This window comes from Shewanella seohaensis, from assembly GCF_023283775.1.
In the GTDB taxonomy this organism is placed as follows: Bacteria; Pseudomonadota; Gammaproteobacteria; order Enterobacterales; family Shewanellaceae; genus Shewanella; species Shewanella seohaensis.
Map to the genome: position 1 here is coordinate 1 of NZ_JAKILE010000005.1, position 12978 is coordinate 12978.

Annotated in this window: 10 protein-coding genes, 3 tRNA genes and 1 rRNA gene; 7 read left to right on the forward strand and 7 right to left on the reverse strand. The window is 47.4% G+C overall.

The annotated features are described in order from the left end of the window. Nucleotides 1-103 (reverse strand): 16S ribosomal RNA (locus L2713_RS07105); the annotation flags it as partial. A 686-nt stretch (nucleotides 104-789) separates the two neighbouring features. Next, a complete protein-coding gene (pssA, locus tag L2713_RS07110) occupies nucleotides 790-1608 on the reverse strand; it encodes a CDP-diacylglycerol--serine O-phosphatidyltransferase (protein ID WP_248967414.1) in 819 nt (272 codons plus the stop codon). A 91-nt stretch (nucleotides 1609-1699) separates the two neighbouring features. Between pssA and L2713_RS07115 the strand changes: the two genes are divergently transcribed. Next, nucleotides 1700-2164, forward strand: coding sequence for a DUF4124 domain-containing protein (locus L2713_RS07115; protein ID WP_109287875.1), 465 nt, complete (start codon nucleotides 1700-1702; stop codon nucleotides 2162-2164). 181 nt (nucleotides 2165-2345) lie between these two features. Here the strand turns inward: L2713_RS07115 and clpB are convergent, their stop codons facing one another. From clpB to rluD, 3 genes are all read right to left on the reverse strand, one after another. Then, nucleotides 2346-4919 carry an ATP-dependent chaperone ClpB gene (clpB, locus tag L2713_RS07120; protein ID WP_011623737.1) on the reverse strand — a complete coding sequence of 858 codons (2574 nt, stop codon included), beginning with the start codon at nucleotides 4917-4919 and terminating at the stop codon, nucleotides 2346-2348. Nucleotides 4920-5036: 117 nt separating this feature from the next. Further along, nucleotides 5037-5825 (reverse strand): peptidoglycan editing factor PgeF, encoded by a 789-nt coding sequence (gene pgeF, locus L2713_RS07125; protein ID WP_248967415.1) that lies wholly within the window; start codon nucleotides 5823-5825, stop codon nucleotides 5037-5039. 3 nt (nucleotides 5826-5828) lie between these two features. Further along, a complete protein-coding gene (gene rluD, locus L2713_RS07130) occupies nucleotides 5829-6800 on the reverse strand; it encodes a 23S rRNA pseudouridine(1911/1915/1917) synthase RluD (RefSeq protein WP_011623739.1) in 972 nt (323 codons plus the stop codon). 122 nt (nucleotides 6801-6922) lie between these two features. On the opposite strand from rluD, the gene L2713_RS07135 reads away from it, so the two are divergent. From L2713_RS07135 to hmpA, 6 genes are all read left to right on the forward strand, one after another. Then, nucleotides 6923-7684 carry an outer membrane protein assembly factor BamD gene (locus L2713_RS07135; RefSeq protein ID WP_039978513.1) on the forward strand — a complete coding sequence of 254 codons (762 nt, stop codon included), beginning with the start codon at nucleotides 6923-6925 and terminating at the stop codon, nucleotides 7682-7684. Between the two features lie 217 nt (nucleotides 7685-7901). Next, nucleotides 7902-7977: transfer RNA gene (locus tag L2713_RS07140), tRNA-Phe, on the forward strand. Nucleotides 7978-8032: 55 nt separating this feature from the next. Further along, a tRNA-Leu gene (locus tag L2713_RS07145) sits at nucleotides 8033-8119 on the forward strand. Between the two features lie 44 nt (nucleotides 8120-8163). After that, nucleotides 8164-8250: transfer RNA gene (locus tag L2713_RS07150), tRNA-Leu, on the forward strand. A 163-nt stretch (nucleotides 8251-8413) separates the two neighbouring features. Continuing rightward, nucleotides 8414-10039 (forward strand): methyl-accepting chemotaxis protein, encoded by a 1626-nt coding sequence (locus L2713_RS07155; protein WP_248967416.1) that lies wholly within the window; start codon nucleotides 8414-8416, stop codon nucleotides 10037-10039. Between the two features lie 175 nt (nucleotides 10040-10214). Further along, nucleotides 10215-11408, forward strand: a complete 1194-nt coding sequence (gene hmpA, locus L2713_RS07160; protein ID WP_248967417.1) for an NO-inducible flavohemoprotein — start codon at nucleotides 10215-10217, stop codon at nucleotides 11406-11408. A 97-nt stretch (nucleotides 11409-11505) separates the two neighbouring features. Here hmpA and L2713_RS07165 read toward each other — a convergent pair whose 3' ends face one another. Next, the gene (locus tag L2713_RS07165) at nucleotides 11506-12231 is read right to left on the reverse strand and encodes a pseudouridine synthase (RefSeq protein WP_248967418.1); all 726 of its coding nucleotides are present in this window, start codon (nucleotides 12229-12231) and stop codon (nucleotides 11506-11508) included. A 14-nt stretch (nucleotides 12232-12245) separates the two neighbouring features. Further along, nucleotides 12246-12866 (reverse strand): helix-turn-helix transcriptional regulator, encoded by a 621-nt coding sequence (locus L2713_RS07170; protein ID WP_248967419.1) that lies wholly within the window; start codon nucleotides 12864-12866, stop codon nucleotides 12246-12248. Nucleotides 12867-12978: the final 112 nt, after the last annotated feature.

Here is a 12978-nt window from a genome sequence, read left to right on the forward strand (position 1 = left end):
GCTCGCCACCTCAGGAGTAAACTCCCTTGTGCTGCCGCTCGACTTGCATGTGTTAGGCCTGCCGCCAGCGTTCAATCTGAGCCATGATCAAACTCTTCAATTAAAAGTTTTGTGAATCCGAAGATTCGACTCAATGAATTCTGAATCGACTTAGTTAATAAGTCGTTGTACATATTGCTATGAACACTCATTCATTGATTTAATTCTTTGATTACTCGCCAAACGGCAGAGTAATTTCGATTAACTCAACACCTGTGAGTGTCCACACAGATTTCTTGTTTAGATTGTTAAAGAGCATTTGACCTCGGCTTTCGCGTTACCGCTCAGCGGGTCAGGGCTGCGTATTCTACGCATTTCCCTTGTCGCGTCAAGGCGTTTTTGCAAACTTCTTGAGGCTTTCGAATCAACTGCACATTTTGCATTCGATTCGCACTGTCACCGCGCTTGCTTTCGCTGTCTGCCGTGTCAGTGGATGCGCATTATAGGCAGCAGAACTTTTTGTGCAAGGGCTTTTTTAACAAATCACGTCAAGTGAGCAAATAACCAGCAAAACTACAAATATCGGATAAATATACTGCAATCTTTGTCACTCGGGTTGATAAGTTTGGCATATGCGGCATGGATGTGCAGGGAATTCTATAGATCGAATAGCCTTAAGAATGGGCGCTTTAAAACTTTTGTATATATAGATGTATAGCTGTCAAATGAGGAAAACGGTTCAAGAATAACGACTCTTGAACCGTAGAACAGACTCATTGAATAACGCTTGCTTGTATTGAAGCTGTCGGGCTAAGGATTATCCGTAGAATTTGTCGAACTCTTGGTGCCCTCTCCCGTGCCTTGTTCCTTTTCATGCTCTCCATCGCCCACAATGTGCGCCACTTTTAGTTTTCTCACGGTGCGAATAGTGATCACTGGCCCAGAAATGGCGTAGAGGTAAAAACCGATACAGAGAATTAATGCTGGTTGCACCGACACCACCACAAACACGCCAACCACAAATAAAATCGCAATGAAATTCACTTTGCCGCGCCAGTCAATTTCCTTAAATGAGTGATAACGGAAATTACTCACCATTAATAACCCCGTGGTGGCCGTAATCAATCCGGCTATCCAACTGATATTCTTACCATCGAGGTTGTACTGATTGCCAAGCCAAATGCTACCGGCAATTACTGCCGCTGCTGCAGGACTCGCTAAGCCTTGAAAATAACGCTTATCAGCCACGCCAACTTGGGTATTAAAACGTGCCAACCTTAATGCTGCGCCCGCACAATAGATAAATGCAGCAAGCCAACCAACTTTGCCTAAATCCGCAAGCGCCCAATTGTAGGCGAGTAATGCAGGTGCCATACCAAAGGACACCATGTCTGCCATGCTGTCATATTCGGCACCAAAGTCACTTTGCGTGTTCGTTAATCTTGCCACTCTGCCGTCTAAACCATCGCAAATCATGGCCACAAAAATCGCAATCGCCGCCGCTTCAAAGTTAGCATTCATAGAGGCAATCACAGCATAGAAACCGGAAAACAAGCCGGCGGTGGTGAATAAATTCGGCAGTAAATAGATACCTTTATTCTTTACTGTTTGATTCGAGGAATTTTGCATACACTTATAAAGCTATGAGCTGAAATGGAAGTAGGCTTCAAGATAGCATATTTTACTATCATGTCGATGGTGACCCTTAGGGATGATTTTTATGTTAAGAAAAGCCAAGGTTAGCGCAATGTTTCTGCGGATTGCATGCTTAATGCTGCTCACTCAGCCCGTATTCGCCGGGGTGATTTACACTTGGGTCGATGAGAATGGTGTCACCCATTACAGTCAGCAGCCACCGGAGCAGGAACAACCCAAAACGCAGCAACTTTATAGCGAAGATATCGAGCCTGGTAAAATTGGCTATATCGCTCCCGCTAAAAAAGATGCGCCCCCTGAAATGTCCGAGTCCGAAAAGTCAGCAGCGTTAATTAAAGAGAAAGACGCTAAGCAAGCCGAAACGATTTGTGAAAACGCTAAACATAATTTAGATGTGTTAACGACTCATACCAAGCTCACCCGCCAAGAAGAAGGTAATAAAGAGCCGGTCGCAATGACTGAAGAAGAGCGCCAAGCGGCAATTAGCGAGAATCAGCAGCGGATAAAACTGTTTTGCGATAAGAAATAACGTTCTGCGTTTGTTGTAGCTGCATGTAAACCTTGATACTCACGCCACACTATCGTGTGCTGCTCTTTTAGGGTTACCGCACATTTATCTGTAGCGTTTGGATATAAAAAAACCGAAGTCTAAGACTTCGGTTTTTTTATTTAGGTTAAGCTGCATTTAGCACGGTAAGCATCCGCGTAAATTATTGCTCGAATACCAACTCACCACCGGCGCAACTGACCTTAATCGGTTTGCCGGGCAGTAAATCGCCACGTAATAATTTTTGCGCTAATGGGTTTTCCATCTCTTGCTGTAAGGCACGTTTCAGCGGTCTTGCGCCATAGACTGGGTCGAAACCAATTTCGGCGATTAACGATAATGCCTCGTCGGTGATCTCCAGCGTATAGTCTTTCTCTGCCAAACGCTTACGCAATGAAGCAATTTGGATAGATGCAATATGCTTGATATTTTCCGCATCCAAGGGATGGAATACCACTGACTCGTCGATCCGGTTTAGAAACTCGGGTCTAAAGCTATGGGTAACCACATTCATCACCGCGCTCTTCATTTCGCTATAACTTAGGTGACCGAATCCTTCTTGGATAATGTCAGAGCCTAAGTTTGAGGTCATGATGATCACCGTATTTCTAAAGTCGACGGTACGACCTTGACCATCGGTTAAGCGGCCATCATCCAGCACCTGCAGCAGAATGTTAAACACGTCTGGGTGAGCCTTTTCCACCTCATCGAGCAAAATCACCGAATAAGGCTTACGGCGTACCGCTTCGGTTAAGTAACCGCCCTCTTCATAGCCGACATAGCCCGGAGGCGCCCCCACTAAACGGGAAACCGCGTGTTTCTCCATAAATTCAGACATGTCGATGCGCACTAAGGCCGATTCCGTATCGAAGAGGAACTTAGCCAACGACTTACACAGCTCAGTTTTACCCACACCTGTTGGTCCTAAGAACAGGAACGAACCAATAGGACGATTCGGATCGGCAAGTCCTGCACGGCTACGGCGAATCGCATTGGCCACCGCATCCACGGCTTCGTTTTGGCCAATCACCCGCTCATGCAGTGCCACTTCCATTTGCAGCAGCTTTTCACGCTCGCCTTCAAGCATCTTAGAAACCGGAATGCCCGTCGCCTTTGATAGCACTTCGGCAATTTCTAAGTCAGTAACTTTATTGCGTAGCAGTGTCATATCCTGCATTTCGGCTTGCGATGCTAAGTCCAGTTGCTTTTCAAGCTCGGGAATACGGCCATATTGCAGCTCGGACATACGGGTCAAGTCGCCCGCGCGGCGCGCCACTTCTAAATCCATCCGAGCCTGCTCAAGGTCGGCTTTAATATGCTGAGTCCCTGCAAGCGCCGCTTTTTCGGTACGCCAGATTTCATTAAGCTCCGACGCCTTAGCCTCAACCTCATGCAACTCGACACGTAAATGTTCGAGTCGACGGCGGCTCGCCTCATCGTTTTCTTTGGCTAATGCCTGCTCTTCCAGTTTCAACTGGATAGCTCGGCGCTCCAATCTGTCTAGGGATTCAGGCTTAGAATCCATCTGCATACGGATGCTCGATGCCGCCTCGTCAATCAAGTCGATGGCTTTATCGGGTAATTTACGGTCCGACACATAACGGTGCGACATGGTGGCCGCCGCTACAATCGCCGGATCGGTAATTTCCACATGGTGATGCAGCTCGTAACGCTCTTTGAGGCCACGCAAAATCGCGATGGTATCTTCCACGCTAGGCTCATCCACTAATACTTTTTGGAAGCGGCGCTCAAGGGCGGCATCCTTTTCAATATATTGACGATATTCGTCGAGAGTGGTCGCGCCCACACAGTGAAGATCGCCACGGGCCAGTGCAGGCTTTAACATATTGCCCGCATCCATGGCGCCATCACCTTTACCCGCGCCCACCATAGTGTGTAGCTCGTCGATAAAGAGGATCACTTGGCCTTCTTCCTGCGCCAGCTCGTTAAGCACGGCTTTTAAACGCTCTTCAAACTCACCACGATATTTAGCGCCCGCAATCAGTGCGCCCATGTCTAAGGATAAAACGCGTTTATTTTTAATCCCTTCAGGCACTTCACCGTTCACTATTCGCTGCGCGAGGCCTTCAACAATCGCGGTTTTACCCACGCCAGGCTCACCAATCAGCACTGGGTTGTTTTTACTGCGGCGTTGCAGCACTTGAATGGTGCGGCGGATTTCATCGTCGCGACCAATCACAGGGTCAAGTTTGCCTTGTTCGGCACGCTCAGTGAGATCGACGGTAAACTTTTTCAGCGCTTGGCGTTGATCTTCCGCGTTAGGATCATCCACATTCTGACCGCCGCGCACTTGCTCAATGGTTTGCTCGAGCAGCTCTTTGGTGGCGCCGGATTTCTTTAAGCATTGCGCCAAGGCATCGCTGCCTTCGAGTGCCGCTAAAACAAATAACTCACTGGAGATATATTTGTCTTTACGCTTTTGCGCCAACTTGTCGCACAGGTTTAATAAGCGAATTAAACCTTGGGATAATTGTACATCGCCGCCAGTGCCTTCGACCTGCGGTAGACGTTCAAGCTCTTGGCTCAACAGCGAGCGCAGCGCACTCACCCGAATGCCAGCTTGGGTTAATAAAGGATGGATAGAACCAGAATCCTGGTTCAGCAGCGCCATCATCAAATGTAACGGTTCGATAAACTGATGATCACGCCCGAGCGCGAGCGACTGGGCATCTGAGATGGCAAGCTGAAATTTATTGGTCATACGATCGAGTCGCATACAGCCTCCTAAAACTCACAAATTAGGTATAACATTTTGTTAGTTAAAAGATGGGGGCTATTTAACCGATTTCAAGCAAGACGGCGGGAAATTAATACAAATTGTAGGGGAATAAACCTAAGACTTAAGCCAGATCAATGAAGCCATGCGGCCAGTGATTTTATCGCGGCGATAAGAGAAATAATCAGGGCTAGAGACTGTACAAATATCGGCGCTGTAGACCTGGGTAATACCCAGTTTCTTTAAGCGCAATTTGGCTAATCCGATAATATCGGCAAGGTATTTGTCAGGCTTAGTTGCCTGACATTGAGCGACGAAGCAGTTTGCAGCGTTTGGATCTGTTGCCATAAAAGCAGCACGCACCTCGGCGCCAACCTCAAAGGTTTCGGGCCCAATGGCAGGCCCTAGATAGGCAATCAGCTCGCTTGGCTTAGAGGTAAACTTAGCCACACTCGCCTCAATCACTCCATCACAGAGTCCGCGCCAGCCGGCATGGGCAGCGGCGACCTCAGTACCTTGTTGGTTACACAGAAGTACTGGCAAACAATCGGCGGTCATCACCACACACACACGTCCTGCGAGGTCGGTATAGCTGGCATCGGCCACCAAAGGTGGCGCATCTTGCCCGGCCACACTCTTAGATTGAGCTTCTTGGGCAAGATTAATTGGGGCGATATCCGCCAAATCAACCACCTGAGTGCCATGGACTTGCTCCAACCACACAGGCTCAGTCGCAAGCCCTAACTGTTTCGCCAACATGCCACGATTAGCCAATACCTGCTGCGGCGCATCCCCCACATGCAGCCCTAAGTTCAGGCTATCGTAGGGCGCGAGACTCACACCGCCGTGGCGGTCAGTCATCGCAATTGCCACATTATCCGGTACAGGCCAATCGTGGAGCAGCATAGCTTAGTACTCGACTGGGTGTTCTAAGGTGTCTTGACGCAGCGCTTTAGTCAGAATCACCATATCTTCAGGGATAGGCGCGGTCCAGCTCATGATTTCACAAGTCACAGGATGCGCTAACTCCAAACGCACCGCATGCAGTGCTTGGCGTTTAAAGTTTTTCAGGATCTCAAAAAACTCAGGACTCGCCGCCTTGGGTGGTTTTGGACGGCCGCCATAAACAGGATCGCCTACCAAGACATGGCCAATATATGCCATATGCACACGGATTTGGTGAGTACGGCCCGATTCTAAACGCAATCTTAAACGGGTGTGATTACGAAATTTTTCCGCTACCCGGTAGTGAGTCACTGCGGGTTTACCCGAATGATGCACCGCCATATGGGTACGTTTTGTCGGATGACGACCAATAGGCTCATCGACTGTACCGCCCGCCGTCATAGTGCCGAGGACAATCGCCTCATACTCACGGGTGATTTCACGGGCTTGCAGTGCGGCCACTAAATGGGTTTGCGCTTCAACCGTTTTGGCTACCACCATCAAACCTGTGGTGTCTTTATCCAAACGATGCACAATACCCGCACGTGGAACGTGCTCGATATTCGGGCAATGGTGCAGCAGCGCGTTCATCAAAGTGCCATCGGCATTGCCTGCACCGGGGTGAACGACTAAGCCCGCTTGTTTATTGATCACTAAGATATCATCGTCTTCATAGACAATATCCAGCTCAATGGCTTGTGCGGCCGCATGCACTTCTTCTTCGAGCGTGGCATTAATTTCAATGCGCTGCAGCTCGAATACCTTTTCGCGCGGCTTATTCACCATCACGCCATCAACATAGACTGCATCAGATAGGATCCATTCCTTGATGCGCGTGCGCGAGTAATCTGGGAACAACTCAGCCAGTGCTTGATCCAATCTCAGGCCAGTTTGTGTTGCCGAAATCTCGCTTTTTAGATTAATCTCTTGTGTCATAGGAACCGTATCCCCATTTTGGGGTCAAAAAATGTGTGCTATCTGTTACAATCGAATGCTTTCTATTTTATCGTGAAATGGAAAAATTCTTAACTACAACTTATAAAGAATTGAATTCAAGTATGTATAAATTCTCCAAAGGCTTAACCTTAGTCCTATTTTCGCTAGCGTTATCAGCCTGTAGCAGCAGTCCTGAAGATAACGATATTGCCGCCAAAACCTCACCTGATGTGCTCTATTCTCAGGCAAGAACCTCCATGGAACTTGGCAATTACTCTAAAGCCGTCCGTTCATTGGAAGCGTTAGACTCACGCTTTCCCTTCGGACCACATAAAACTCAGGTTCAGTTAGATCTGATTTATGCCTATTACAAAATGGACGATGTTGCCTCTGGCATTGCCAACATTGACAGATTCATCCGTTTAAACCCAACCCATCCGAATATCGACTATGTCTACTATATGCGTGGACTCGTCAATATGCAGGCGGACAGCTATCTGTTCCACGATATGTTGAATATCGATAGAACCGATCGCGATCCTAAAAATGCCCAAGATGCCTTTAAGGATTTTGATCGTTTAATCAAAACCTATCCCAACAGCAAATATGCTGCCGATGCGCAAAAACGCATGTTGTCGCTGAAAAACCGTTTAGCAAAATATTCCATTCAAGTTGCTGAGTATTATATCAAAATGAACGCTTGGAGTGCTGCGGCCGTTCGTGCTCAATCTGTGTTGGAAACATATCCCGGCACTCCTTCAACGGAACGTGCACTGGAGATTATGGCAGAAGCTTATGGCGAGTTAGGTCAGAACCAACTGAAGCAAAACGTGCTCATGGTAATGCAAGCTAACTTCCCAAACAACGAAATCTTATCGAACTAAGCGTAAATGCCCCTTTATAAGGGGCATTTTTTTCCTTTGTTCGGCGTTTCACGCTCCTTCCCTTTTAGGTTCTACAGCGCGCCAAGTTCCTTTTCATCTGGGTAAGAGCCAATAAATACGCTATTCGAGTAAAACTTATCCAACCGCACCACTTTTTACATTATTTCGTAAAAATCAGTTGACTCAAAAGCCGAAAAGCCTTTAAATTGCGCCCGTCGCCCGAATAGCTCAGTCGGTAGAGCAGAGGATTGAAAATCCTCGTGTCCCTGGTTCGATTCCGGGTTCGGGCACCATCTTTAAATTGGTTGCCTTAGCGACCAGTGTTAAAGAATCGCAATAAAGTACAGTGCAGGTGTGGTGGAATTGGTAGACACGCTAGCTTCAGGTGCTAGTGCCCTTGCGGGCGTGGAGGTTCAAGTCCTCTCACCTGTACCAAATTGCGATTCAAATTAAAATTCGACACAATGTCGGATACCAATGCAGATGTGGTGGAATTGGTAGACACGCTAGCTTCAGGTGCTAGTGCCCTTGCGGGCGTGGAGGTTCAAGTCCTCTCATCTGTACCAACATTTAAACCTCGCTTAGCGAGGTTTTTTTGTATCTGCGATTAAATTTCCTTAAGTAACTTATCACCTTCCTTAAATTTGCTATAACTATTCATACAGACTCATCATAGGGACAGCTCGAGCTCTGCCTAAAGGACTCCCTTGTTTCACCGAGGAAATCCATATGAATGGTCTACAAATAAAACAAAAGATGTTTATTGGCATTCTCGTGCCACTTGTCATGCTGCTCACTATCGGTTTTATCGCTATCAACATGATGGGAAAAATCGAATATGGCGTCGAACGTATCTATAACGACCGCGTCGTCCCCCTTGATGATCTTAAAGTCATTGCCGACAAATATGCCGTGGATGTAATTGATGCGGCAAACAAGGCTAATGCGGGCGGGTTTAGTGCTTCACAGGCCATTGATGCCCTTAGCAGTGCCAAATCTACCGTCAATCAACGCTGGCAAAAGTATCTCGCCACTGAGCTGACCAAAGAAGAGTCTCAACTCGCCCAGCAAGCCGAACGCTTATTTATTCCTGCCAACGATCAGATAGAGCAATTAATCACTTACCTCAGGGGCTTTAATGGGGATGTTGTCCATAAACTCAATGACAAAATACTGCCTTTATATAACGCCATCGACCCTATCAGCGGTAAAGTTTCCGAACTGATTGACCTGCAAATTAAGATCGCTGGGCAAGAAAGAGATAGCGTAAAAAGTATCTATCAATCATCCATTTCCATATTTATTATTCTCGCAGGGATGGCAATGCTGATCAGCATAGTGATTGGACTTTGGGTCAATCGCAGTGTGATGAATCCTATTCGCGATATAGTTCAAAACCTGAAAATCATTCGGCAAGACTCGGATCTCACTGTGAAGTTTAAAACCTTCAACGATGATGAACTCGGACAGATCTCCACTAGCCTCACTCAGGTTATTGAACATTTACGGGGAATTTTGCACTCCATCGCTGAGGCGGCAAATACTGTGAATAGCTCGGCCACAGAGCTTGGTAGCTTTACCCAAGAAACCAACAAACGAATGCAGCAGCAACAGGCTGAAACCGAACAAACCGCCACCGCCATGAATGAGATGACGGCCACGGTTGCCGAGGTGGCTCAAAGCGCCGCAGCGGCAGCGGATTCAGCTAAGGATGCCGATAATTACGCCGCCAATGGTAATCACATTGTGATGCAGTCCATTACCAGCATGTCGCAACTTTCTGAGCAAATTCAAAAAACGGCGCAAGTGATTGGCTTTTTATCCAATGAAAGTCAAAACATCGGCCGAGTATTAGATGTGATCAAAAGCATTGCCGAACAAACCAATCTACTGGCATTAAATGCGGCGATTGAAGCGGCCCGCGCCGGAGAACAAGGTAGAGGCTTTGCCGTCGTAGCCGACGAAGTCCGGACATTGGCACAGCGCACCCAAAAATCGACCCAAGAGATTGAAGCGATGATCGCCACTCTGCAACAAGGGGTTAAAGAAGCGGTGAATGCGATGGAAGTAGGGATTAATCAAGTTGATGATGCCAACGACAAGGCGAATCAGGCAGGCCAAGCACTGAAAGAGATTGTCGCATCCGTCGACAATATCACTGAATTGAATACCCATATCGCCACGGCTGCCGAGGAGCAAAGTAGTGTGGCCGAGAGCATCAACCGTAGCATTATTGCCATTAGCGATATTGCCGAACACTCCACTAATTCGGCCTTAGAGCTGAGTGAGTCGGTGATCAATCTAACCAAGCTTGCCAACAGTATGCGTAATCAGGTGAGTGCATTCAGGCTCTAGTTCATATCGCTGGCACAGGCCTGCTGTGCCAGTCTCTTTGCTGATTATTCTGCTGACTTTTTATCTTTAGATGACATTCCGTCTAACAGTTTTTACTATGATTTTTATTGATCCAAATCAAATGAATCTTTAAACTTGAATAACATTCATAAATAAAGCATGTTAAGGATTCACTATGTTGGATAGCCGTACCATCCAGATTATTAAGAGCACTATTCCCCTTCTCGAGTCAGCAGGTCCTGCACTCACCCAGCATTTTTACCAACGGATGTTTGCCCATAATCCTGAGTTAAAAGATGTATTTAACTTGGCTCATCAACATTCTGGCGGTCAACCTGTAGCCTTATTTAATGCAGTTGCAGCCTATGCGAAGAACATCGATAACCTAGGTGCATTAGGTACGGCCGTCGAGCGCATTGCCCAAAAGCACACAGGATTTTTAATTCAGCCAGAACAATATGCCATCGTCGGCGGTCATCTACTGGCCACGCTAAAAGAGCTGGGGGGAGAGGCGGTTACCGAAGAAGTGCTCACCGCATGGGGCGATGCTTATCAGTTTTTAGCCAATATTTTTATCCAGCGCGAAGCGCAGATCTACCAAGAAAGCGCAGAGCAAGATGGCGGTTGGTCAGGTGAACGTGAGTTTGTTATTCGTGAGAAAACAGCCGAGTCGGCCGTGATTACCTCGTTCGTATTAGCGCCAGTCGATCGGCAAGCGGTAAAAGATTTTATCCCAGGACAATACCTCAGCATTAAGCTGCAACATCCTAAGCTCGATTTCGATGAGATTCGCCAGTATTCGCTGTCCGACGCACCTAACGGGAAAAGCTACCGCATTAGTGTAAAACGTGAGCCTAATGGCCAAGTGTCGAACCTGCTTCACGATGAGTTAAAGGTGGGCGATATCCTTGCTGTTATGCCACCAGCAGGAGACTTCACCCTAACCGCTCAGCCAGAGACACCTGTAGTGTTAATTTCGGCGGGTGTTGGACAAACGCCAATGAAGAGCATGTTGAATCAGCTACTAAAACTAAAACACCCAAGCACAGTGACTTGGTTGCACGCTTGCGAACATGGTGACGTACATGGGTTTAAAGCGGCGATTAACACTAAACTCGCTCAACACGCTAATCTTGTCAGCCATGTGTGGTACCGCGAGCCGAAAGCAACTGACATTTTAGGCCAAGATTATGATTTCAAAGGAACGATGAACTTAACCTCAGTCGCCGATAAAATCGTTACCAACGCACATTACTATTTCTGTGGCCCCATTGGCTTTATGGCCTCGATCAAGCAGCAATTACTCGCCCTTGGTGTACCTAGCGAGCAAATGCACTATGAAGTCTTTGGCCCCCATGCCGAACTCTAAAGCTGCAACTTTGTTATCCATCTTCGAAAGATAACGAAAGCATGAAGCCATCTTCCCGCAAGGTAAGGTGGCTTAAACTTATTCCATAAGTACTGAGTTAAGCTGACGTCCCTGCAAGATAGATAGAATCTACCTCCTCTGCTGTCAACATACGACTCTCGCCCGGCTTTAAGGCTTCATCCAAGGTAATCTCACCGATAGAAAGGCGATGCAATCCCACCACTGGATTACGGAAACGACCAAACATCCGTTTGATTTGATGATACTTTCCTTCTCTTAAGGTCACCTCTGCCACATGGGGGGCGAGGATAACAAGCTGTGCTGGCTGAGTGGTGATATCTTCAAAGCCAAAATACATGCCCTGCGCGAATGCCGCGATATAGTCTTCGCTCAAAGGATTTGCCAGAGTCACCCGATACATTTTATCCACTTTTTGCTCAGGCGACATGAGCGCCTCGGACCAACGGCTATCATTGGTTAGCAGCAATAAGCCCGAAGAGTTTAAATCTAACCGCCCTGCTATATGCAGCTCATGGCGAGTATCGCAATCGAGCAAATCAATCACAGTGCGATGCTCTTTGTCTTTGGTAGCACTTACCACGCCAACGGGCTTATGCAACATCAAATACACTGGCTGGTTGGCCTGTAAGACTTGCCCATCAAACACAATGTGGGAAAATTCATCCACCAGCAGATCGAGCGCTTTCGCAGGCGCACCATCCACATACACTCGCTCCGCCAGCAAGAGTTCTCGCACGGCTTTACGGTGAATTTGTAACTTAACAGCAAGGTATCTATCGAGACGACCACGTTTTGATTGCATCACACCACCCAACTCTAAGATAAAGGCGCAATGCGATAGGCACAGCGACGAGCACCGTCGATGATATGCTCTTCACGGCTTACAATGGCGATATCGGCAAATAATTGCTGGAACTGTTGCAGTTCGGAGCGGCAAAAGTTTTGGCACTTAGTCGCTGCACTGCAAATTGGGCAGTGATTCTCAAGCAACCAGAAAACGCCATCGGCTTGTTCGTGCGTCGCCATATAGCCCTCGAGGGTACGCAGCTCCACCAGTTTCGTTAGACGACTTGCAATATCCGTCATGCCGAGCATCGCACTGCGATACTGCTGCATGGCCGTTTGCTCCCTATGCTCGATCAGTTTATCTAGGCCTTGATCGCCAAATATCATTTTAACAGAATCAATTAATTGCAAACTAAGCTCACTGTGGCGGTCGGCAAAGTGACTGCGACTCTGCTCGGTTAATCCCCAATATCGGGTTGGGCGTCCACGGCCTTCGACTCTATCTTCAATATCAACATCACCCGCATCCTCTAAGGCCTGCAAATGCTGCCGGACGCCCATAGTGGTCAGGGCCAGTTCTTCCGCTAGGGTCTTTGCCGTTAAAGGACCGTGCAGCTTGAGTAATTGAATAATCTTATCAGTGGTTTTCATATGCGCTCTCCGCTCTTCGCCTCGGATTATCCCTTAATCGCCCACCTTTTAACAGAATAAATAAAGTTTTTTATTTATTTTATCCTTTACAAGATTAAATAAAGTAATTACC

Coding starts and splice junctions, on each gene's coding strand:
- pssA (WP_248967414.1), bottom strand. CDS start 1,608: ATGCAAAATTCCTCGAATCAAACAGTAAAGAATAAAGGTATCTATTTA.
- L2713_RS07115 (WP_109287875.1), top strand. CDS start 1,700: ATGTTAAGAAAAGCCAAGGTTAGCGCAATGTTTCTGCGGATTGCATGC.
- clpB (WP_011623737.1), bottom strand. CDS start 4,919: ATGCGACTCGATCGTATGACCAATAAATTTCAGCTTGCCATCTCAGAT.
- pgeF (WP_248967415.1), bottom strand. CDS start 5,825: ATGCTGCTCCACGATTGGCCTGTACCGGATAATGTGGCAATTGCGATG.
- rluD (WP_011623739.1), bottom strand. CDS start 6,800: ATGACACAAGAGATTAATCTAAAAAGCGAGATTTCGGCAACACAAACT.
- L2713_RS07135 (WP_039978513.1), top strand. CDS start 6,923: ATGTATAAATTCTCCAAAGGCTTAACCTTAGTCCTATTTTCGCTAGCG.
- L2713_RS07155 (WP_248967416.1), top strand. CDS start 8,414: ATGAATGGTCTACAAATAAAACAAAAGATGTTTATTGGCATTCTCGTG.
- hmpA (WP_248967417.1), top strand. CDS start 10,215: ATGTTGGATAGCCGTACCATCCAGATTATTAAGAGCACTATTCCCCTT.
- L2713_RS07165 (WP_248967418.1), bottom strand. CDS start 12,231: ATGCAATCAAAACGTGGTCGTCTCGATAGATACCTTGCTGTTAAGTTA.
- L2713_RS07170 (WP_248967419.1), bottom strand. CDS start 12,866: ATGAAAACCACTGATAAGATTATTCAATTACTCAAGCTGCACGGTCCT.